Raw genomic sequence first — 23,761 nt, 5'->3', positions numbered from 1 at the left:
GGAAAAATGCATGAAAACCAAAGCAATAGAAAACAGAGAAAACCTTTTATTGATGACAGCGGAAAAATTAAAACAATGCCGCCAAGCCGTTGATTGCGCCATCAGCCCCCATACGAGAGAAGGAATAAGCTTTCATTCCAAAACGCTAAAAAATTTAGAAGAATATGCAAAGGGAACTATTTCACTCGAGGAATTTAATACTCTCATGGACAACACGATATTATAAGGAAGCAACGATGCCCAAAGCAAAAGCAAAAACCAAAAATATAGATCACCCCTCTCCTCATCATTATGTCTATCCCGGAACCCAAATACTCAAAAATAAATATGGAGAGACAGATTTAGAACGCTTTCGGGAAAAATGTTCACATGATATAGAAAAAGGATTAGAAAGCCTGCGTCGTGAATCTCTGCCAGAACATTTTGATTGCTTTTATCTAAGCTATATCCATCACCATTTGTTTAAAGAAACATTTGTATGGTCTGGGCAAATCCGCACGACTCCCTTCACATTTGCAGACGGAAGCGTTGCCGTCATGCCAGAAATAAAAAGAACAGAATGGGACAATACTTTTGTAAATGCTGAGAAAATCCTCGACGGCTTAAAGAAAATAGAGAAAACACTTGCCGAAAAAGATAATTTGCAAGGCTTAACGCGCGAAGATTTCATTTCTGAAACCGTGCCACTCTTTGTCTCTCTTAAAAATATACACCCCTTCATAGATGGCAATGAACATACAATAGAGTTCTTTTTTGAAAATCTCGCCAAAAGCGCAGGCCATCGGCTTGATTTTTCACTCACAACACGAGAACGTATGATGACGGCCTATACCCAAGCCGCACACTATGGCAATGCAGAACCGATGAGAGATCTTTTTGAAGATATCTCACATCCAGAAAAAATATGTCTTTTACAAGAATTCATGAACAACATGAAAAAGAGCGGACGCGATGTAAATGATCGTCTTGTTATGGTTGCAAAGGAAGATGAAACCTATACCGGAATCTATAGAGGGGCTCTCTTTGACAGCTTTATGCTCAATGTAGAAGGAATTTACATTATCGGCCGCAAAACAGATCTAACAACAGAACAACAAAAAACATTAAAACCCAGCGACAAATTGACCTTTACACCTCCTAAAACTGAACTGCTTGAAAAAATTCTCATTCCAGAAGAAAAATTAGCCCCTTTAACAAAAAATGAAAAGGCTGGAATGATCGCAGAAGATGCGTGTGTCCAAACAGCACGAGACCAAATTCAGAAATTAGCAAACATTATTTATGGCAACGCAAAAACATTAGATAAACAGATGCTAGAGATCATCAAAAATCCAAGCTTAGGCCAACGACTTGCCAACCAGATCGAAAGGACACCGGACTCTGTTGCTCATCTTGCTGGTTTGAGTTTATGTGGACTCCAAAGTCCAGCACGTGCAAACGCTAAAAACCATCTTGAGATGCTTTGTACTGCCGTTGTAAATTTCACCCATGCTGTAGAACATGCGGAGAAGGAAATTACTCAAGAACATGCGACAGAACAAGCACGCCGTGCCAAAACAGTACAAATGCCAAGTCAAAGCTTACAAAATTTTTTTGCCTTGCCAAAAGAGTTACAGCAAGAATCTTTAGCAAAAAATCTTGGACTTCAAAAAGAGCTGACCAGCTTTGTAAAAAAAATCAATAGCCGTCTCTCAGAAAATGAACATAAAGCTGTCAAAAATAATGATTACGAAACATTAGCTCAAAGCATTGGTGTTTCAGAGAATAAGGCCAAGCAAATTACGCAAACCATTAAGCAAGCCAAAGAAGCACACCAGCAAGCCTGCACACGTACAGTCAACCGTTCAAATGTGCTCGCTATGGCCAGCTAAGAATGGATCCAAGTTTTTCTTTTTCATGAGAAAGCTGCATAAATGAAAACGGGTTAGCGTTATCTTGCGCCTTTACAAAAAAAGAGTATTGCCCCCCCTGAAAAAAGAGCATTTCACAATATATTCTAGAAAGACTTGAGAGTAGAATACAATGAAATATACTAAGACACAAATGATCCTTATTTTAACTCCTATTGCTTTAGGTGCTTTAACGATATTCCTTGTTCCTCATTTTTTATTGCTGATAACAAGTGGACTAAAAAACGATCAAGTGTATTGGACCCTTCGTTCAAAACCTTTATTAGACTTAGCATTAACGGCTGCTGTTTTATTGTTGTATAGTCTCTCGCAAAAATTGCACCTACGTAAAATAATTAGTGTTGTTTCCTTGGCCTTTTTCGGAACCATTGCTCTTTACTACATTGGAATTGAAATAAAACGTTTAAGTCCCTATGTTGGCCAACAAGGAATAACATGGAGCTATGCACTTCAATTCATGGATCCTATGGTTGTCTTTGGCATCATTATTGGTGCTTTTTTTTCTATCATTCAATTTATAACAACCTCTCCACCTAAAAATAAGGTCAAGCGTGCAAAAAAAGAGGTTTTTGGGGGAGCCGCATGGATGGATTTAAGAGAGGCCGCAAAAATCTTTCCTGCCAATGGACAAATTGTTGTGGGGGAAAGATACCGTGTTGATCAAGATAATGTGTGCAAAATTCCCTTTGCACCTGGCAATAAAACAACATGGGGCAAAGGTGGAACAGTACCTTTGCTAACCTTTAACCTTGATTTTGGTTCAACCCATATGATTTTTTTTGCTGGTTCTGGTGGTTATAAAACCACAAGTACAGTGATTCCTACGTGTTTAACTTATCCAGGATCTATTATTTGTCTTGACCCATCAACAGAAGTTGCCCCAATCGTCAAATTTTCCCGTCAAAAAATGAAAAATAGAAATGTTATTATTCTCGATCCTAATTCACTTTTAACAAAAAGTTTTAATGTCATCGATTGGCTTTTAGACGACAGCGTCCCACGCACACAACGTGAAGCGAATATTGTTAGTTTTTCCAAACTACTTCTCACCGATAAAAAGTCAGACAATTCTTCAGCGGAATATTTCTCGACACAAGCCCATAATCTTTTAACAGCTCTTCTTGCTCATGTCATATTTTCTGATGAATATGAAGATCATGAGCGCAATTTAAAAACACTGCGTGAAATTCTTTCTCAATCAGAAACAGCTATTATCAATCAATTACGTATGATTCAAGAAACAACACCTTCTCCTTTTATTCGCGAAATGGTGGGCATTTTTACAGAAATGGCAGAACAAACTTTTTCAGGAGTCTACACAACCGCCTCAAAAGACACCCAATGGCTTTCTTTGTCCAATTACGCAAATCTTGTCTGCGGCGATGATTTTTCCTCCTCAGATATTACCAATGGTAATATAGATGTTTTTCTCAATCTCCCTGCAAGCATTTTAAACAGTTATCCAGCGATAGGACGTGTCATTATTGGTGCCTTTCTCAATGCCATGGTTACAGCAGACGGTAACTATAAAAAGCGTGTTTTATTTGTCTTAGATGAAGTCGATCTTCTAGGCTATATGAATATTTTAGAAGAAGCCCGTGATCGTGGACGTAAATACGGTACATCCTTAATGCTCTTTTATCAATCCACTGGTCAGTTGGTCAATCACTTTGGAGAATCAGGAGCGCGTTCATGGTTTGAAAGCTGCTCTTTTGTCAGTTATGCCGCCATTAAAGACCTTCAAACAGCTAAAGAGATTTCCGAACGCTGTGGTCAAATGACCGTTGAAGTCACCGGAGTGAACAAACCAAGAAGTCTCTCTTTAGGGAAGAGCTCTTACAATATAAATTACCAACAAAGGGCCCTCATTTTACCCCACGAGGTTATTCAAGAAATGCGTCAAGATGAACAAATTATTCTTATGCAAGGGCATCCTCCTTTACGATGTGGTCGCGCAGTCTATTTCAGAAGAAAAGAAATGTTAGCCGCTGCCGCAAAAAACCGTTTTGCCCCACAAAAGAAAAATTAGCTCTCCCATTATAGGTATTGAAGATAGAAAGAATAACAACAAAACAGAGTCAAAAAATCCGTGTTTTTTCCTTTTATATTTTGTATGTCACTTTACCAACAACCATGATCTTTTAAAAGTCTCTATCAAAAACGCCCATACACCCAACCAATAGCAACACCAATATCCCAAAAAGGAACATTCTCTCACAAAGTTTTTCATATATAATTTTAAAATACATTGATTTATAATGATAATTCATATTTTTGTGTTGAATGAAAAACCCAATAACGTAAAATTATCTCATTTCAGATCTGTTCCATGTTGACTCAATCACAATCCTATCACTCACACGTCATAAGTGGGAGCCTCAAGTAAAGTAGAACTCTATACAAGAAAGGCATGTCTTTTCATAAATCACCTCAAGGCCCAAGGATTGATCGGCAACATTTTAGCACGAACAAAATGTATGATGTTAGCAGCTTCTTTATGAAGCATAAAAATGAGAGAACTCAATAGATTTTATATGCTTTATGGAGGCTCTACCATTATACCATTGAGGAGATCCCTCGCCAAATGGATAAATGATCTCTCTTTAAAACAATCCTAATCCTGTAAAGATACCACATAATGGTGCTCTATTTTACGTAAAGGACTTGCCTCCATTACAGAATATAATAAACAGAAGATTTGCCTTTAAGACAAAAACTCTCAAAATACCTACACAATAAACACCGTTCTCCCCCCCAAAAAAAGAACATCGAACATCCAAGATATACACCAAAATGAATAAAATATTCTTAGACAGTTTTTTCCCCTTTACGATATCATCGCGTGTTCTACTTTAACAACCAAGCGCTGAGAAAACAGCTTTTTCCTAGCCAAAAGAAAGTTTTTTCCTCTTATAGATCTTAAAGCAGTGCAATACAATTTAAGAGAAACAACACAAAGTAAAATGCATTTTGTTGTAAACACACCAACAAAATGTCCGCATAGACCAATAAAAAAACATTATGGAGAGAAATTCTTGATAGCTGCTTTTATTCATAGATTCCTAAGAGCGGTGTCTGGAAAATATCCAAACCATCCGATAACCAAGAGCGATCTTCTCTGCCATATCCATACTTTTCATCAAAAGGCTCTTGCAAACAACTTTTTTAAAGGCAAAACAACGAAAATCTTAAACAACATTTTTCTTTTTAGCCTCCCCTTATCTCAAAGCCTTATCTTAAAGAATAAAAATTTCACCCAGCATGGTTTATCAAAAATCCATCTTTTGCCCCTTATGGGATTCATATCACTGTCTTCAATATCAGTATTTTACAGCGTAACTGGATTATAAAGAATAAGCAAACATCAGAGAAGCTAAAATAAATGAAAAAAGGAATAGGCATGAAAACAATCGTAACAGAACAGTGTATAGCTCTCATACCAACAGCTTTCAAAAGCTTCATAAAACAGTTGCTACAACCATCCATACACGTGAAGAAAGAGTATTTCTCTCATAACACTCAAAATCTCAAAAGAATATGCGAAGGGGAAATTTCAACATGACCCGCGTTTAAGGCGCGTATCAACCACCACCCTATCTTTTAAGGAGAGACAATATGTTAGAGCAAAATTATCTCTATAAAGGAACCTCAACATTAAAAAATAAATATGGCATCAAAGACCCCCAAAAACTGTATGAACGCTGCGCCCAAGATATCGCAAAAGAGGCTACTAATTTTCGTCATGAACCACCACCCCAAAAGTTTGATGCCACTTATCTCAAATTAATTCACTGGAGCTTCTTCCACAAAACTTTTGAATGGGCAGGTAAAACCCGTGATACATCCTTTACCTTTGAAGATGGCAGCACTGCCCGTATGCCAGCGATGCGCCCCAAAGGTTATGAAGTTCCTTTTGCCATCGGTCCACAGATAAAAAAAGAGCTCAAACAACTTGAAAAAACACTAAGCGAAAAGAACAATTTGAAAGGTTTATCACGCCAAGAGTTTGCTGAAAGTGCTGCTGAAGTTTTTATGGCGCTCGAACACGCCCATCCTTTCCGAAAAGGCAATGGACGCGTTAATCGAATGTTTATGGAAAAACTTGGACAAGCAGCAGGCCATACCATTGACTTTTCGTTCATCACAAAAGGACGCATGACAGCAGCTTGTATTGAAGCCATGCAATATGGCAATCCCCAACCGATGAAAGATCTTTTTGAAGATATCACCCATCCGCAAAAGTCTCTTGTTTTAAAAGAATTTATCTCCCAAATGAGAGAAGCTAAACTGGATGAAATTAACAACCGTGTTGTTGTTGCTGCAAAAGAAGGGATCCTTTATGAAGGCATCTTTAGAGGCGCTTCAGCAGAAGGGTTTGTTATGGAAGTCGAGGACGGATTCGTTGTATGTCACAAAGATGATCTTCCTCCAGAACAGGTCAAAACATTACAGAACGGCGATCGCCTCCGTTTTCAAAAAAACAACGTTCAAAATGTAAAAGAAACTCTCATTCCCAAAGAAACATTAGCCTCTCTCTCCCATGAATCGTTATTCGCAAAAGTTTCAAATGATCCTTATGTTGAAACATGCCGAAAAGAAATCGAACATTTATCAAAGATTGTTTATGGGAAAACCCAAGCCTTAAAGACAAAATTGGATATCATAACAGCAACTCCAAACTTAGGAAATCAATTTGCTGATGAAATTTTACAAAGCCCTCAATCAATTTCTAAATTTGCCGGGAGAAAAACTCTTGGCATAAAAAGTCCACATCGCAGACAAGCCGAACAAACCGTTCCACAACTCAGCCAAGCCCTTAAAAATTATGGTGCAATAACACAACAAGCAAAAGATGAAATTCTAGAGCATCATCAAAGAGAACAAAACCGCCTAAGCCGCGTGATCGAAAAACCTGGAAAAAATTTACAAAACCTTTTTGCTTTACCAGAAGAACAACAAAGGGAAACTTTATTGCATTCTCGTTCACTACAACAAGAACTCCATACCTTTTCCCGCCAACTACACAACCGTCTCTCCTCAGATGAACGTAAAGCCATACAAGAAAAAGATCATACAAGACTAGCTTGTCTTCTTGGAACATCAGAAAGCAAAGCCAAAGAAATTGCACAGACTGTCAAGGATACCCAAGAAGCACAATGTCAAGTTCGCAGCTTGAAAGTTAGTCGTTCCTCATCGCTAGCTCTTACCGGATAAAAATGCGCTCCTTTTTGCCTTCCAATAAAACGAACGCTTGATCCTAATCATTTCATCGCACTTTCCCCCACGAATTGTTTTAAAACGTTACAAAAAATAGTCCTAAAAATGACCCCCGTTATTTATTATAACTTATTGATAAGATTTCATAAAAAAACTGTATAAAAGACATAAATCTCCATTATAAGCCAATACGAATAGCGCGAAATCTTTGGAGAGCATTCAATTTGATATCTTCTTTTGTCTTAAAAAGCTATCAAAAAAATGGGGAATGCACCAAAGAGGTTTTCTAAAATATTGAAAGGAAACAGCCATGAAAAAAAGCCATCCTCAACCAGAACCTCAAAATCCAGAAACCCAAAACCCAGAGCCCCTCTACGCACAAGTGAATAAAAATAGAAGAGGCGGTCCGCGCATCCCAAGCCCAGAAGAGATACAAGCAGCAAACAGAAGACAGCCTCTCCAGGAAACTTCTCCCTATGACACACCGCGGGGGAGATCAAATACACAAGAAAACACTCCCTACAACACACCGCGAATGGGAGCAGGTGGATATGATACGCCGCCTTCTCAGCGACCACTAGAAACGCCCTATGCCCCCCAATACCCACTAGGAGCTACCCGTGCAGCAGCTGCTGGAAGAAGTTCACGTGAGCCTTCTCCGGAAAACCCCACAAATCCCTATGCCGTCGTTAATCTCGCAACAGGTGAAACAGAGTTTCAAGAACAAAGAAACCCCCTCTATGACTCACCTAGCGGAAGCACGCAGGATTTACGCGCCCCCCAAAAACAAGAGGAACATCTCTATGCAGAAATTGATCCGAGAACACAGAGCGGGCGCGCTCCTCATAAACCAATAGAAACTGTCTATGCAACGTTGGGCATGGGGGCTGAAGGAGGACAAGAATCCCAACAACGGGAAAATCCCCTCTATGAAGGCGTAGGCAGAGCAGCAACACCCCCTCCCCAAACCCCCAAAGATATGGTTACGAGCAAACTTTTACAACACAAAGAATTTCAATATGGTGTAAGAGAAACCCAAGAGTGGTGTACAGTTGTTTTTGGTAACCCACATGCCTTGAACGAACAACTTTCGAAGATTCTTGAAAATCCTCAAGGTGCTGATAAGGTCTTATGGGACTTTGCAGCTCATCCTGAAAGCGTTGGGAAACTTGCTGGGCGGCAAGTCCTTGGCGTAAAAAGCCCTGATCGTAAAGCAGCTGAAGACGGTTTTTCTCCCCTTTGCTCAGCCCTTGAAAGACATATACATAAAACACAAAAGCTTCATAAACAATTTACACGTGAGCTTGAAAGAAGTGAAAAACAAGAAAGTCCAGAAAGGGATGAACACAGACGCCATCATCACCGTCGTCATCATGCAAGAGGACAAAGCCCAGACAGTCCAGAGCATAGCCCACAACGACAAAGACATGGAGAAAAAGGAATGGCTTATGCCATGTAAAGGACATAAATATAAAAACAGATCAATTTTTGTTTTTTATATAATTTCTTTTGCATAAAGTTTTTGCAGCGAGTTTCTTGGCGTAAATCGTTTTCTTACGGTTGCGCCAAGAATTGTTTTAAAATGTTACAAAAAATAGTCCTAAAAGTGACCCCCGTTATTTATTATAACTTATTGATAATATTTCATAAAAAAACTGTATAAAAGACACAAATGTCCGTTACACTGATTTTGAATAGCGCGAAATCTTTGGAAGCCATTCGGTAAAATGTCTTTCTTTGTCTCAAAGCAAACAAAGCATAAAGAACGAGTATGCCCCAAGGAGGTTTTCTAAAAATATTGAAAGGAAACAGCCATGAAAAAACATCAACCACACCAAGATCCCCAAAACCAAGAACCCCTCTATGCACAAGTTAATAAACCAAACAGAGGAAACCAGCGCAGACCAAACCCAGAGGAAGAAGTTCTATACGCATCTGTTAGCAGCGTTGACCCTTCAAAAGCTGGACGCCATCAACAAAGATTATCAGAATCTGAAACCGACTATGCAACGGTTGCTTCCCCAAAACGCGCAGAGGATGTTCTATACGCATCTGTTAGCAACATTGACCCTTCAAAAGTTGGACGCAATCAACAAAAGCTATCAGAATCTGAAACCGACTATGCAACGGTTGCTCCACAACAAAGAGGAAAACCTTCATCTTCCCTCACAACTGACCAAATGAGTGCCTCGCTTTTAAAAGATCCAAAGGTGCAAGCATATGGAGAAGAGGTTATGCATTGGGGTCAAGTTGTTTATGGCAATGACAAACTTTTCCAGCAACGCTTGCAAGAAATACTTAAAGATCCTAGTAAAGGAAAAGACCTTTCAGATCAACTTGCTGAGGATCCTGAATCTATTCATAAACTTGCTGGTCGCCAAGCGCTTGGCATGAAAAGTCAAGCACGCAAGCAAGCTGAAGACGGCTTTAAGCCGCTCATTGACGCCATTGATGGTTATACAAAGTCTGTAGAAGAGGCAACACAGAGGCTTTCGCAAACCCCTCACGCAGAACAAAGACGCCATCAAGAACATCTTCAGCAAGGTGAAAGAGCTCATCATCGTCATCATCACGAAAGAGGACAAAATCCTGAGAGTCCAGAGCAGAGCCAACAACGACAAAGACATGGAGAAAGAGGAATGGCTTATGCCATGTAAAGGAACATGAGTATAAAAACAGATCAATTTTTGTTTTTCGTTTAATCTCTTTTTCAGCAAGTTTCTTGGCGCAAATCGTCTTCTTGCGATTGCGCCAAGAATTGTTTTAGAATGTTACAAAAAATAGTCCTAAAACGGTCCTAAAAGTGGATCCTGTAATTTCCTATAACTTATTGATAAAATTTCACAAAAAAACTGTATAAAAGACACAAAGCTCCATTATTCTAGCCTTAAATAGCGCAGGTCTTTGGAGCGCATATCAGTTCGACATCTTCCTTTGTCTCAAAGTAATCCAAGCATAAAGAACGACTATGCACCAAAGAGGTTTTCTAAAACAATTTCTGAAAGGAAACATGCATGAAAAAAGATCACCCTCACCCTTTTCCATCCTCTTCAATAAAAGAACTCATAGAGCTCTATGAAAAAGCGGCAGCAGAGGTCTCAGGTATCCCCCCCCTCCCTAAAGAGGCGCCTTTAAAAAGCAAAAGACTATCAACGATACTGGAAGAAGATGAGGGAAGACTTTCTCTTTCAGAAGAAGAAACGATTACAGCAAAAGGTGCACAGGCATCCGTTAGGAGAGCACCTTCAATAACGCCTCTTTCAAGAAACAACGCGACCCAAAGACCGCAAGAAACTGAAATAACACACGCAACAGTTGCTTCACAAGCCGCCCAAGGAGCAACAACCCGCCTCTCAGAAGAACAAATCTCTCTATTACTTCCCCACCATTCACTGGTCCAAACCTATCAAGAGGAAATCCAACGTTTATCCGCTAGAGCTTATGGAAACCCCAACATTTTGCAAGAAAAAATGCAAGAAATTCAAAGAAACCCTCAAGCGGGAGAAGAGCTTTCATGGCGCATGGCAGCTCATCCTGAAAGCATTGCTAAACTCTCCGGCACCAGTATTTTGGGCTTCAAAAATAGAGAACGCAGACAAGCAGAAGAGAGTTTTTCCGCCCTCTGTGTCAGCGTTGATTGTTATACAGAAGCCGTAAGACAGGCAAGAGAAAGCCTTTCACAATCTCCAGAGCAAGAACTCAAAAACTATGAACGCCTCATGGGAAAAGCAGCTGTCACTAAACTTCTGCAAAAAACAGATCATTCTCAAAGAGAAAAAGAAAGCCTTTCAGAAGCAGAAATGTACACCCAAATTCACCAAAATTCAAAAGTCAAAAGACACCATGCCCAAACCCAATATTGGTGCGGAGTTGTTTTTGGTCAATCAGACATTTTAAAATCACAAGTGGAAGAACTTTTCCAAAACCCTGAAACAATAGAACAGCTCGCACAGCAACTTGCTGGAAACCCTCAGTCTATTCACAAATACGCCGGTCACAACTTTGGGGGCTTAAAAAATAAAGCACGCATCCATGCTGAAGCGGGTCTTTCTCACCTCATTGACGCCCTTGACAATTATGCAATGGCTGTCACACAGGTAAGAGAGAGCATTTTAAAAACTCAGCAAACAAAACAAGAACGTCGTGAAGCATCTGAGCAAACCCAAAGCTTGCAGCAACAACAAAACGTCTCACAGTCTGCTCAACGCCTTGAGCCTTCAACAATAACACATGAAGGAACAACGCCCTCTACCCAACAGAGAGAAAGAGAAACAGATTTTCGTCCGCGCAAAACTGCTGCTCCAAAAGCGATGGCTTTTGCTAGCTAAACAGACATAAATTTTCACGCTGAATCCAACATCTTGGCGCAACACATAAAAGAGGTGGTTTGCGCCAAGAAAAAAGGAACGAAGTTCATTTCTCCACCATTTAATCTAAGTCATTGATAAAACAGTATTTAAAGAGTGATCATAAGCAGCATCAAGAGAGTGAAATCGTGTGAGACCATTCAGTTTCATATCCTCTCTCATAAAGTCAAAATAAAAAAGCATAAAACAGAATAAACACCAACGCATCTTCTTAAATAGTATTTAAAAACAATATTGAAAGAGTTTGAAAGGACCATGCATGAAAAAAAGAACCCCCTCCCCTTTTATCACCGAAATGATGGAAAAATTTCAACAACAGACTGAACAATCCCCCACCAGAACATCTCCTCCCCAAGTTTCTCAAAAACCACAAAAAATACCTCTACAAAAACAACCAGAAAATTTTTCACCCCCTCCAAAAGTTGCCCCACCCCCTCCCCCACGCGTAAGAGAAAAAACACCAACTGAAGCAAAAATTCAAAAGCCTGAAACCCAAGAAACGCCTCCTCTACAGGCAAAAATAGCACCACCAAAACCCCCACGGGCAAAAGAGAGGCAACAACAAAGTCCACAAGTTGACGCTCCCTCCCCCCCCCAAAACGTCCCCCCACCCCCTCCCCCACGCGTAAGAGAAAAAACACCAACTGAGGCAAAGATCCAAAAGCCTGAAACCCAAGAAAACCCCACCACGCAGATAAAAACGCCGCCACAAAGACCACCGCGTGCAAAAGATAAAATCCAGCACAAAACAACAGTTCAAAAAGAAGAAAATCCCTATGCAACACCAAGAGCGCAAACGCCTCCACGCATGAGAGAAAACGCGCAAACCAGCACAAAAAACCAAAATCCTGAAACTCCCATCCCAAGTGTTAGACCCAAAACAGCCCAGCACAGAACAGTTCGGCAGCAAAGCAGTTCATCATCACAAGACAGTGAAATATATGCAGTCCCTCGTTCAAGCAAAGCGCACCAAATAAGAGACAGAAAACAAAGCGACACTGTGGTGCAAAAAACGGGCTCCCCACAAACAGCAAGTGAACCACCAAAACCGCCTCAAGAACAAAAAACATCTTTTAATACAATGGAAAAAGAGTTCTTGCTCATGGCATATCACGAAGAAATACGATTTTTATGCGAAAAGGTTTATGGTGACCGGCTTATTTTAGAACAAAGAATAGAAGAAATTAGAGAAAATCCTTCTATGGGAGAACAGCTCTTATGGGATGTTAGAGAAAACCCTCAGTCTATTTCTAAGCTTGCGGGTCGAAAAGTTCTTGGCATAAAAAGTCATACGCGCAAAGAAGCTGAAGAAACGCTTCCTAATCTGTCTGAAGCCATTAACGGTTTTGTATATACCTCAAAATATATACAAGAAAATATTTCACAGAATCCTCACACCAAACAACGACAGCATCAACACGCGCAACAGGCAGAAGCAATTACTCAACACACACCAAATCCGCTCAATTCAGAAAAAAAAATAGAGCCTCTGTCAAATCAAGAAATTGCCCGCAGAGTTCAACAAGATCCATCGGTTCAATATGGTCAAAGAGAGGTCCAATATTGGAGCCAAATTGTTTATAATGACCCATTTATTTTGCAATATAGCATGGAAGACATGCAAAAAATTCCAGATATGGGAGAAGAGCTTGTCTTTCAAATTGAAAAAGATGCGACCTTTTTTGCTCCGCTCGCTGGTCGAAAAACCCTTGGCATAAAAAACGCAGCGCGCAAAGCCGCTGAAGAAAATCTTCCTACCCTTTGTACCGCCATTCAGGATTATGCTGATACGATAAAGCAATTAAGAGAAACCATTGTGCAAAACCATCAAACAAAGCAACAACAACGCCATCAACCGCTTACCGATCTCGATAAAAAATTGCAAAAGCAACAAAGCTTATCAGAGCCCCAGAAGTTGCCTGAGCGCTCAACAACAAAGCGACGTCAAGAGGTTACTGAAACATCGAGACAAGAAGAGCACCCCCCTATTCGACCACGCAGAGGTGAAACATCAAAAGCAATGGCTTTGTCGTAATGGTCTCATCCCCTCTGGTTTTTCACACACCGCCTTGGAGCAATTATCCTGCCAAGATTGCACCAAGGGTGGCATATAACATACAGAAAAATTTGAATAAACTCTCATATGACAAAACGCATTAATAAAATTGCACGATAACATTTCATAAAAGTTACAAACATTAACGCTGTTCTATCATCAACTTGGACTCCGTGCGAAGAGGGTCAAATTTTTCCCATCATTCAAATCGGTATTCTTTTTTGAAGAAGAAGAAAAAGCTTATGAAAATAGCATAAAGCAAAAAATGTAAAAAAGAAGCTTTTTAAAAAACAAATATTAAAAACTTGAAAGGAAATATACATGAAAGAAAACACAGAACAGGGGGACTCCTCGACACAGGAAGAATTGCAAGAACAATCCCCTGCAATAAATGCCGCCATTTTAAAACAAATCAATGAAGCAGCGCAAAATTTTTTCTACCCCAATAGCAATGTGCTCAAAAATAAATACCGTATTAAAGATAAAGAAATATTAAAAGAACGCTGTTCTGATGATGTAAAAAAAGAAATGATCAAACTGCGCCAAGAGCCCCCACCAGAGCAATTTGATGCCGCCTATCTCAAATATCTTCATCATCGCCTCTTTTTCCGGGCATTTGAATGGGCTGGACAAACCCGCGAAACACCTTTTACCTTTGAAGATAGCACTGTTGCTTCTATGCCCATTTTGAAGAGAAAAGAATTTACAAAACCTTTTGCTATGGGAAAAAAAATCCAGGAGGGATTAGAAAAGTTAGATAAAACACTTGCTGAAAAAAAGAATTTACAAGACTTATCCCGTGAAGAGTTTGTTGAACACGCTGCTGAAATAATGATAGATTTACACCACTTGCATCCTTTCAGAGAGGGCAATAGGCGTACAAAGAGACTGTTTGTTGAAAAACTCGCTCAAGCAGCAGGACATACGCTCGATTTTTCTGTTGTGAGCAAAAAGCGTAAAGACTTTGTCCGTGCAGCCGCCATGGAACGTGGCAATCCAGAGCCAATGAAGCATCTGCTTGAGGATATCTCTCATCCAGAAAAATTGCTCATTTTACAAGAATTCACCAACTCTATGAGAAAGCTTGGAATGGGTGAAAAAAATTATTATCTCACTGTCGTCGCAAAAGAAGGTGAAACCTATCATGGGACCTATAGAGGCTGTGGAGCCAATGGTTTCATGATGGATGTTCAAGGGACACTCATCTTGGGAAATAAAAAAGATCTCACACCAGAGCAAAGACAAACATTAACAAGTGGTGAGACCTTCTCCTTTACAGCACCAAAAGCTCAAAGCCCAGAAAAAAAACAGCAAAAAACCCAGCAAAAAACATTGTTTTCAGAAGAAAAAAGAGACACTCTTAAAGGCGATGAAATAACTGAAAAAAGCAAAGACAACACATCTATTCAAACGAAGAGAAAAGAAAAAGCCCATTTTTCACCATGGGTTGTCCCCCATGCTTTACAGGACAGCGCTAAAGTTATCCCCCAAAATCTACAGGAAAAAGAACAAAGGGCACAACCAATGGCTCACTCTGCTTCCTCTATGAGGCAAACGCAAAAAGATTTTCAAGAAACCATTTTACAAACGAGCCATATAGCAACAAATGATCAAATATCCGTCCAAATGACAACAGGTTCTGATCATCAAGAAAGAGCAAAACAGTACCCCCAAAAAGCAATGGCATACTGGGACAGTGGAATAAAAACAACAGACACCGCCCCATCTGAGAAACTCTCCTTATCGCCTAAACTGAAAGAAGAGCGCACACCAGAGCCGATACAAACATTAACAAGTGATGAAACCTTCTTCTTTACAACACCAAGCGCTCAACACCAGCAAGAGGTGCTGATCGCCGCAAAAAAAATACCCCCCCTTACAAGCAATGAAATTACCACGAGGATAAAAAATAACACATCACTTCAAGCAAGAAGAACAGAAATCGAAACTTTATGCCAAATCATTTATGGCAATCGGCATATTTTGCAGGAAAAAATTGAACGGATTCATGAAAATCATAAGAGAGGAGAACAGCTCACCCATCAAATTTCCACATCTCCTCAATCGATTTCTCAGTTGTCTGGAAGCAATATCTTTGGCATAAAAAATAATGCACGCGCTGAAGCTGAAGCCAATATTTTGCCTCTCTGTAGAGCCATTGAGTGTTATCTCGATATTTTAAAACAAACAGAAAGGGATATTCTCCATAACCATCACGCAAAACAAAAACGTTGTGAACAATCGGTCCTAATGCCTAAGGTTTGGATGCAAAATCTCCTCACCTTACCAAAAGAACAACAGAAAGAAACATTATCAAACTCTCCTGAGTTAAGGGGGGAAATAAGGGCTTATATGAGAAAAATCAATGAACGCTTATCCTTAAACGAGCATGAGGCGATAAAGGAAAATAATCCCGAAAAACTGGCTACAAGCCTTGGAACATCAGCTGTCAAAGCAAAAGAGATTCTGGAAATCGTCAAACAGACAAAAGAGATAGAACAAAACATACGCTCCATGGATTTTTATACCCCCCAATTGAATAACCGCTCAGCACCAAACCAGCATCAATCTTTCCCGCATCAATGGCTCAAGAAAAACACTGAAAAAACATGGTCGAACACCCTTGATACAGAAGCAAGTAAAACACAAAAAATGATAGAAAACGTTCATCAAAACATCAAGAGACAAGAAAATATTCCCTCTCACAAAACGCAGCACACAAAGGCTATGACTCTCTAAAAATTCATATAAGTTTTCATTTTTTGCCCTCTCTGATAAAAAAAGAGGGGCTTGGCCCCCCCCTGCGTTCATCGGCAAATCAATCGTGTGTCAACCAGATACGAAAACCATAAAGGGAAAACTTTCTTTATTGGCTCAAGATTTTATCCCCCCATCAATGATAAAAAAAATCTCAGCAGAGCAAAGGATTAATCATTTTTGAAAAGATCATATCAACCCTTTCATTGCCTATAGTGCTCTTGCCCGTGGTGTTAAAACGGGCAAGACACTGTTGAAAGATTGCGTCTTTCTACCCTTATATTTATGGAATCTCTAAAATAAGAAGGCGACCTCATTTGGTGAGAACATAAAGCCGTAAAAGTAAAAATCCATCACACTGTTTTGCCATCACCGTTAAGCTCAGTCTGACAAACGTTTAAAAGCATCAAAAGCTCTAAATCATAGAAACTGCGCATTTCTTCAAACTTTTATTTTATTTTCATTTTTTTAAATAGGGTGTAATAAATTGATTTATAATGAGTATTCACTATTTTGCCTGTTGAATGAGAGCCCCAAAGATCGTAATATTCTCTTATTCTAAGTCTCTTTATGTTGCGTGCATGTCGCATCAATCAAAACCATTCGTTTGCAGGTTACAAATGAGATTAACGTATGGATAAAAATAATTTAAGAAAAGAGTAAAAATGTCTCTTATAAATCATCTAAATACAAAGTCTGTCACAACATTCTAGAGCTGGAAAAGTGTGTGATGGTGAGCCGGCTTGTTACTCTATAAGCGTAAAAATGGGTCATGCCCCTAAAGAAATTTTAATTATTTTATGGCAACAATAAAATTGTAAGGCAACAATAAAACAAGGAGCATGTTAAAAGTCTTCACGCAACCATTGTTGACAGAAAGACAAACACCGTCGTAAAACGCTGCACAAATATATTTTTGTATTATATTTTTGTATGAGAATACAGATCAGATTTTTACGATTTAAAACGGCTTATTTTTCTACTCATCGCTTCTCTTTTACCACGAATCTGATATATCTTTATGACATTGATTAAAAAAATTGCAACAGTTGCTTCCGGAACCCTCATGAGCCGTATTTTCGGCTTCATCCGTGAGATGCTTATGGCTGCAGCACTAGGGACGGGTCCTGTTTCTGATGCCTTTAACGCTGCTTTTCGTTTTCCCAATACATTCCGCCGTTTTTTTGCTGAAGGTGCCTTTAATGCTGCTTTCATTCCTCTTTTTGCTAAAAAAATCACTGAGGATGGCCAAGAATCTGCATGCAAATTCGCAGAAGAAGTCTTTGGTGTTCTCTTTTCGCTGCTTTTATTATTAACGATTGCGATGGAACTGAGTATGCCTTTTTTGGTGCGAACGATTATTGCGCCAGGCTTTAGTGAAGACGCAACAAAATTTAATGCCACAATTCATTTTACGGCGATCATGTTTCCTTATTTAACCTGCATGTCGCTCGCTGCAATGATGGGGGGCATGCTCAATGCTCTACGGCGTTATTTTATTGCTGCTGTTGCGCCACTCTTTTTAAATATTATTCTAATTGGTGTACTCGCCTATGCTTGGATCTATCAACTTGACGCTTGGCACATCGGCTTAAATCTCTCTTGGGGTGTTTTGGCGGCAGGGCTTCTTCAACTTGTCTTAATTGCTGTTGCTTTACGTCAAAGTGGCATGAAATTTTTTTTCCGTCGTCCCCATTTAACCCCTAATGTTCGCAAGCTATTAACCTTAGCATTCCCCGCAGCCCTCACGGGTGGTATCACACAAATTAATTTGCTCATCAATACCAACATTGCTTCTAGTCAATCGGGGGCTGTCTCTTCTTTAATGTATGCTGATCGGCTTTATCAATTGCCTCTAGGCGTGATTGCCATTGCCGTTGCAACCGTTCTTTTACCAGAATTAACCCGCGCATTGCGGAGTAAAAAGCATGAAGAAACCCACCATTTGCAAAACCGCTCTATTGAATTAACACTCCTGTTAACGCTTCCAGCATCTATTGCTTTTTTGCTGCTGTCCACCCCCATTGTTAGTTTACTCTTTGAGCGTGGACAGTTTACTGATCAATCAACACAACATGTTGCACAGTTATTAGGACTTTATGGACTAGGACTTCCAGCTTTTGTACTCATCAAGGTCTTTATTCCTAATTTCTTTGCCCATGAAGATACCAAAACACCAATGATTTTTACGGGCATTTGTGTTTTCATCAATATCAGCCTCGCTTTAACATTATTTCCTTCCTTTTCCGCACGCGGCATTGTTATTGCTGAAATTACTTCTGGATGGGTCAATACCCTATTGCTTTGGGGGGGTCTCATCAAACGGGGTTATTGGAAATACGACACCCAACTGATCAAGCGAATATTATGCCTCATGATCGCTTCCCTTTTGAGTGCACTTGCCCTCTATTACGGATTAAATGTGTTTGGATTTTTATCTTTTCCTTTATCCTCAAAAGCCTCCTTTTTCTTGCGTTTTATCACCTTATCAGGAATCATGCTTAGCATATTCTTGATCTATTTTATTGCCTATTTTCTATCCAATCCCCGTTCCTTTTTTCACACACTTAAAAATTTGAAAAAACGTTTATGATATTTATACTTTGTCAAAAACAACAAAACGAATAACCTCTAATTAAAGAAAGCGCACTCCTATGGATCCCTTCACCCCCCTTGTTTTTTCCGGCGTACAACCGAGTGGTCACTTACATCTTGGCAATTATCTTGGAGCCCTTCAACATTGGGTTGAACTACAAAACACTTATCACTGCCTCTATTGTGTTGTGGATATGCATGCGCTCACCGTCAACCCAGATCCCCTTGTCTTACGCGAATCCACCAGAACGGTGACAGCCGCCTTTCTCGCCGCCGGTATTGATCCCCAAAAACACATTATTTTCAACCAATCACGTGTTTTTCAACATGCTGAACTCGCCTGGATTTTAAATTGTGTTGCCCGTATCGGCTGGCTTCAACGCATGACACAATTTAAAGATAAAGCAGGGAAAGATCGCGAAAAAGCATCCCTTGGACTTTTTGCCTATCCCACGTTGATGGCTGCTGATATTTTAGTCTATCGTGCAACGCATGTTCCGGTAGGTGAAGATCAAAAACAGCATGTTGAACTCACACGCGATATTGCACAAAAATTTAACAATGATTATGCACACCGTATCGCCGACTTAAATTTTAACATCTCTATGCAAACGGATGAAGAAAAAAAACAAGGCTTTTTTCCCCTCCCAGAAGCGCTGATTGGGACAACAGCCACACGCGTTATGTCCTTGCGTGATGGGACAAAAAAAATGTCAAAATCAGATCCTTCAGATTTCTCACGCATTAATTTGACCGATGATGCAGATCTTATCGCCCAAAAAATACGCAAAGCAAAAACAGATTCCGAACCTCTTCCAGATTCTCTTGAGGCTTTAAAAGAACGACCAGAAGTGGATAACCTGCTTGGTATTTACGCCGCCTTTGCCAAAGTTAGTAAAGAAAAGGCTCTTTTAGAGTTTTCTGGTCATCAATTTTCGCATTTTAAAACAGCGCTAGCCGACCTTGCCGTCCATAAACTTGCCCCTATAACAGAAGAATTACGTCGCCTTCATCAAGAAAGTGGTTATATTGACTCTGTTTTGCATGATGGCGCTAAACGTGCTAGTATGCTCGCAGAAGAAAATATGAAAAAAATTCGTGAAATTGTTGGATTTTTGCACAATACATAAGAACAATAAACGAAAAAAGACTGTAGAGAGCAAAAAAAATCGTTTGTACAAAATAGAGAAAGTGCATGATTTCTAAACCCAAAAATCCGAAAAGAGAACCTAAGAAAAAGAACCTCGTCATCATCGATGAGACCCCAGAGTGTCGGCGTGCCGTTGCGTTCGCCGCACAACATGCCCAAAACACCAAGAGAACTTTGGTCTTGCTTTGTGTTGTTGATAGTGCAGAATTTCAACATTTTCTGGGTGTAAACAACGTTATGCGCACAGAATCAACACAAATTGCTCATAAAATATTAGGAGACATTGCCAGTGATGTTCGCACTTCCCATGCGCTTGAAACAGAAATAGTCGTGCGTGAAGGAAAAAAAGTTGATGAAATTTCTAAACTGATTGACGAAGATAAAAGAATTGCACTGATTGTTTTAGCCGCCAGTGGACATGCAGAAGGACCAGGCCCTCTTATCCAATTAATCGGCAATAAAGGAACAGCTTTTTCAATCCCTGTCATTGTCATTCCTAGCAATCTTGCTGATGAAGATATTCGGTCTATTGCCTAAAAAATATAATATTTTAAAAATGGAATGATCTTTCTAATCCTTCATGATAAAAGGAGAGTTTATGTTTATTCAAACTGAAACAACCCCAAACCCTGCAACACTTAAATTTCTACCAGGGCGGTTGGTCCTTTCGGAGGGCGTATTAGAGTTTCGTGACCGTGAAGAAGCAGCGAAAAATTCGCCTTTGGCAGCTAAACTGTTTAATATTCCCAATGTTAATGGTGTTTTTTTAGGCTATGACTTTATCACTGTGAGCAAAAAAGAGGGGGAATGGCAACATCTCAAACCTGTCATTTTAGGCACAATTATGGAGCATTTTCTCTCCAATGAGCCTGTTATCACCACCAATGCGACAACACAAGCAAAAGCCCATGCCCTTAACGAAGAGTTTTATGACGAAAAAGACGCTGATATTGTCTTAACCATTAAAGAGCTGCTTGAAACACGTATTCGCCCAGCCGTTGCCAATGATGGTGGTGATATTACTTTTCGCGGGTTTGAAAATGGTATTGTTTATCTCAATATGCGGGGCGCCTGCGCTGGATGTCCTTCTTCAACGGCAACACTTAAACATGGTATTGAAAATCTTTTACGCCATTTTATCCCTGAAGTTTTAGGCGTTGAAGCCATGCCACAATAAATATTTGACACCTCAACAGGTAAAATGACCACACAGATTGTCTTTCTTCACCAACGCTCAAACATGGAGTATAAAGATCTTGCTCTATTTTATTCCTCATCATTTTAAATACAAGCCATGCTGAGACCATAAAAAAATACAATATGACTTCAAAAAAATCTAGAAAATGATAGGTTTTCCTTTCACTTTCCCTATGCCTTAAAATGTTTTTTTCCCCTTTAAAAGCATCGTTTCCACCACCCATCACATACATGCAAGAATAACGCATCGGAAGAGGCGCACTTTAAATTTATTTTTTCTCATGACCTTGTCATGCAATTTTATTCCTAAAAACAAAGGAGCCATTCCAGCAAAAAGAAAAGCCCGCAAAAAGAAAAGAATGTAAGACAAAGCTATACACTCGTTCCCTTCCCTTGTGTCCCATCATTTTCAGCATTTCCGACGATAAAATTCCGTAAAATGCTTCTTATAACAACCAATTGATAAAGGGCTCACCTTTACACCTTTCATGGGAATCCTGATAATCTTCTCATTTCAATTGTCTTTATGGCATCAATCAAAATCATTCACGAACACATCATAAATTGGAAGATAACAAAATATGTAAGGGCAATGGTGATGGTTTACTCTTTTAAATGATAGCGCTCAACAGCATTTTCCCCCTATACCATTTTCATAAGTCTTATTATGAAAGAGGCTTAAGCATCTTAAGAAGATTTTTTAAAGATCATAACGGCTTTTCCTCTTCTTGAAATCAAGAATTCCACTTCTATCCCCTTTACTCTTATCTCCATAACTGAAGACGCAAAAGCTATTAAGACCTTAAAAAAAAATCAATCAAAGCCGAATCTATAAGAGTTGTTTTGGAAATGATCTGATAAAAAGGAGAAAAAATTCTTTAATTCAGCCGTGGTAAATTTCTCACTTTACGGCATTATTCTTCTCATAAAGCGCATGCTTTTACTGTTTTCTTATCAATCAACAATCCTTAGCATAATCAGCATGTTTAAGAGAAAAGACACAGTCAGTATTTTTCTTGTAAAACATAGCTTTTATATTCCATAAGGATAAAGATATTGTGTCTATCGGATAAGCATCATCTATGAAAATAGAAAAGCAACGAAAAGCAAAAACAATGGCAAAAGGGTAAACGCCTACACTTTTTTAACAAATTCCGACTTTAACCCCATCTGTCCTATCCCAGGAATTTTGCAATCAATATTATGATCGCCATCCACCAAGCGAATATTCTTGACCTTCGTCCCACCTTTTAAAACAGAGGAAGCACCTTTTACTTTCAGATCTTTTATCACCATAACAGTATCCCCATTTGTCAAAATTTGACCATTGGCATCATAAACAATCGCGGAAAGAACAGTATCGTCACTTTTTTGGGGCCATTCATGTGCACATTCAGGACACTATGTGCTTTTACCTCTTATGTAACTTACTGATTTTGTATATTTTTTAAAAGGTTCGGGATATTAGAATAAAAGTTGGGGAATAGGATTTTGCAACATGACTCTCAGTTATTGTGAATCAGCACTTCTTTTCGAGGTGTTTTTTTTGCCGTACCTGCTGTCCAAAGGGTCTCAACTTCTAAAAAGTCAAAATCTTTAAAAATCTCTCTTACAGCATCACAATCATTCAGACTCAAAACAAATTTGCCTTGAATGCCTTTGAGAACTTTTGCCATGCTCTCAAAATCATCTTCAACAAAATTCCCAGAGCTATAGCACTTCTTCTTTACAAGATAAGATGGGTCTAAATAAAATAAACTGTCGGGCGCATCAAATAACTCAACCACCCGTTCCCATGATAAATTTAAGATAACTGTATCTAGAAGCTTCTGTCTAACACGTCGCATTCTTGCTAAAAGTTTGTTCGGATTAAAGCTTACCGTTCTCTTTTTGCAAAAACTAAAAGAAACATAATCTTTTTTCCCATACATGACACAACGTTGAAGAAACAAAAAGCGCGCTGCTCTTTCAACTTTAGAGAGGCTCTCTGGTTCAATAGCAGCAAGTTCAAAAAACAACTGTCTTGAACAAACAAACCACTCTAATCGTTTGGCTAAAGCATCAAAGTCATTTTGAACACATTGAAACAGATTCGTGATCTCTCCATTCAAATCATTAATGACGGAATATTTCGCTGGTCGTTTGTTTAGAAAAATAACCCCTGAACCTAAAAACGGTTCAATATAGGTTTCATGATCAATACTATTTAAAATCGGTATAGTTTTCTTACGTAGATAATGTTTTCCACCCATCCACGCAAACAGTGTCTGTGTAAATTCTTGTTTTGTCATATTTTTAAAGGAAAGATTTTGTATGCTCTAACTTTTTGTTATCCACTTTTTTAAGTGTGAGAAGCTATTCTCTATGGCGTCTATGAAACGCGACAAATCCATTACAAAGATAAAGATAATGAAGGCAATCCACTTCATAATACGTGACATCATCTTTAAGCCTTGATAGGTTTCTATCATCTCGTGAAGCAACCGTTGTTCTGTTTCCGAAAGGTCTTTTC

Annotated in this window: 15 protein-coding genes and 1 pseudogene; 13 read left to right on the top strand and 3 right to left on the bottom strand. The window is 39.3% G+C overall.

The features are described 5' to 3' along the window. Positions 1 to 10 precede the first annotated feature (10 nt). The 13 genes from PVV65_RS05170 (at position 11) to PVV65_RS05110 (ending at position 21,229) form a co-directional block, all read left to right on the top strand. A complete protein-coding gene (locus PVV65_RS05170) occupies positions 11 to 226 on the top strand; it encodes an antitoxin VbhA family protein (protein ID WP_273755188.1) in 216 nt (71 codons plus the stop codon). 10 nt (positions 227 to 236) lie between these two features. Then, positions 237 to 1,871 carry a BID domain-containing T4SS effector gene (locus PVV65_RS05165; protein WP_273789444.1) on the top strand — a complete coding sequence of 545 codons (1,635 nt, stop codon included), beginning with the start codon at positions 237 to 239 and terminating at the stop codon, positions 1,869 to 1,871. 151 nt (positions 1,872 to 2,022) lie between these two features. Then, positions 2,023 to 3,939 (top strand): Ti-type conjugative transfer system protein TraG, encoded by a 1,917-nt coding sequence (gene traG, locus PVV65_RS05160; RefSeq protein WP_273789443.1) that lies wholly within the window; start codon positions 2,023 to 2,025, stop codon positions 3,937 to 3,939. Between the two features lie 1,586 nt (positions 3,940 to 5,525). Then, positions 5,526 to 7,124, top strand: coding sequence for a BID domain-containing T4SS effector (locus tag PVV65_RS05155; protein WP_273789442.1), 1,599 nt, complete (start codon positions 5,526 to 5,528; stop codon positions 7,122 to 7,124). A gap of 313 nt (positions 7,125 to 7,437) precedes the next feature. Then, positions 7,438 to 8,586 (top strand): BID domain-containing T4SS effector, encoded by a 1,149-nt coding sequence (locus tag PVV65_RS05150; protein WP_273789441.1) that lies wholly within the window; start codon positions 7,438 to 7,440, stop codon positions 8,584 to 8,586. Positions 8,587 to 8,941: 355 nt separating this feature from the next. Continuing rightward, the gene (locus tag PVV65_RS05145; RefSeq protein WP_273789440.1) at positions 8,942 to 9,784 is read left to right on the top strand and encodes a BID domain-containing T4SS effector; all 843 of its coding nucleotides are present in this window, start codon (positions 8,942 to 8,944) and stop codon (positions 9,782 to 9,784) included. A gap of 357 nt (positions 9,785 to 10,141) precedes the next feature. Next, positions 10,142 to 11,455 carry a BID domain-containing T4SS effector gene (locus PVV65_RS05140; protein ID WP_273789439.1) on the top strand — a complete coding sequence of 438 codons (1,314 nt, stop codon included), beginning with the start codon at positions 10,142 to 10,144 and terminating at the stop codon, positions 11,453 to 11,455. 298 nt (positions 11,456 to 11,753) lie between these two features. Beyond that, positions 11,754 to 13,529, top strand: a complete 1,776-nt coding sequence (locus tag PVV65_RS05135) for a BID domain-containing T4SS effector (protein WP_273789438.1) — start codon at positions 11,754 to 11,756, stop codon at positions 13,527 to 13,529. A 342-nt stretch (positions 13,530 to 13,871) separates the two neighbouring features. Next, entirely contained in the window at positions 13,872 to 16,289 is a 2,418-nt protein-coding gene (locus PVV65_RS05130) for a BID domain-containing T4SS effector (RefSeq protein ID WP_273789437.1), read from the top strand. A gap of 1,039 nt (positions 16,290 to 17,328) precedes the next feature. Then, complete coding sequence (gene murJ / locus PVV65_RS05125; RefSeq protein WP_273789436.1) at positions 17,329 to 18,900, top strand: murein biosynthesis integral membrane protein MurJ; 1,572 nt, start codon at positions 17,329 to 17,331, stop codon at positions 18,898 to 18,900. 61 nt (positions 18,901 to 18,961) lie between these two features. Beyond that, the gene (trpS, locus tag PVV65_RS05120; RefSeq protein ID WP_273789435.1) at positions 18,962 to 20,032 is read left to right on the top strand and encodes a tryptophan--tRNA ligase; all 1,071 of its coding nucleotides are present in this window, start codon (positions 18,962 to 18,964) and stop codon (positions 20,030 to 20,032) included. Between the two features lie 65 nt (positions 20,033 to 20,097). Beyond that, positions 20,098 to 20,589 carry a universal stress protein gene (locus PVV65_RS05115; RefSeq protein ID WP_273789434.1) on the top strand — a complete coding sequence of 164 codons (492 nt, stop codon included), beginning with the start codon at positions 20,098 to 20,100 and terminating at the stop codon, positions 20,587 to 20,589. Between the two features lie 61 nt (positions 20,590 to 20,650). Then, positions 20,651 to 21,229 carry a NifU family protein gene (locus PVV65_RS05110; RefSeq protein WP_273789433.1) on the top strand — a complete coding sequence of 193 codons (579 nt, stop codon included), beginning with the start codon at positions 20,651 to 20,653 and terminating at the stop codon, positions 21,227 to 21,229. Positions 21,230 to 22,383: 1,154 nt separating this feature from the next. On the opposite strand, the pseudogene PVV65_RS05105 reads toward PVV65_RS05110, so the two are convergent. From PVV65_RS05105 to PVV65_RS05095, 3 genes and pseudogenes are all read right to left on the bottom strand, one after another. Beyond that, a pseudogene (locus PVV65_RS05105) lies at positions 22,384 to 22,650 on the bottom strand (zinc ribbon domain-containing protein YjdM); the annotation flags it as partial. A 104-nt stretch (positions 22,651 to 22,754) separates the two neighbouring features. Next, positions 22,755 to 23,540: a DNA adenine methylase gene (locus PVV65_RS05100; RefSeq protein ID WP_273789432.1), complete on the bottom strand. Its 786-nt coding sequence runs from the start codon at positions 23,538 to 23,540 to the stop codon at positions 22,755 to 22,757. A 27-nt stretch (positions 23,541 to 23,567) separates the two neighbouring features. Next, the coding region (locus PVV65_RS05095) for a hypothetical protein (RefSeq protein ID WP_273789431.1) at positions 23,568 to 23,761 on the bottom strand (194 nt) is incomplete at its 5' end.

Origin of the sequence: Bartonella sp. ML70XJBT, from assembly GCF_028618425.1 — a bacterium.
In the GTDB taxonomy this organism is placed as follows: domain Bacteria; phylum Pseudomonadota; class Alphaproteobacteria; order Rhizobiales; family Rhizobiaceae; genus Bartonella.
The sequence above is the reverse complement of the archived record's forward strand: the minus strand, read 5'-3'. Positions and strand labels throughout refer to the sequence as shown.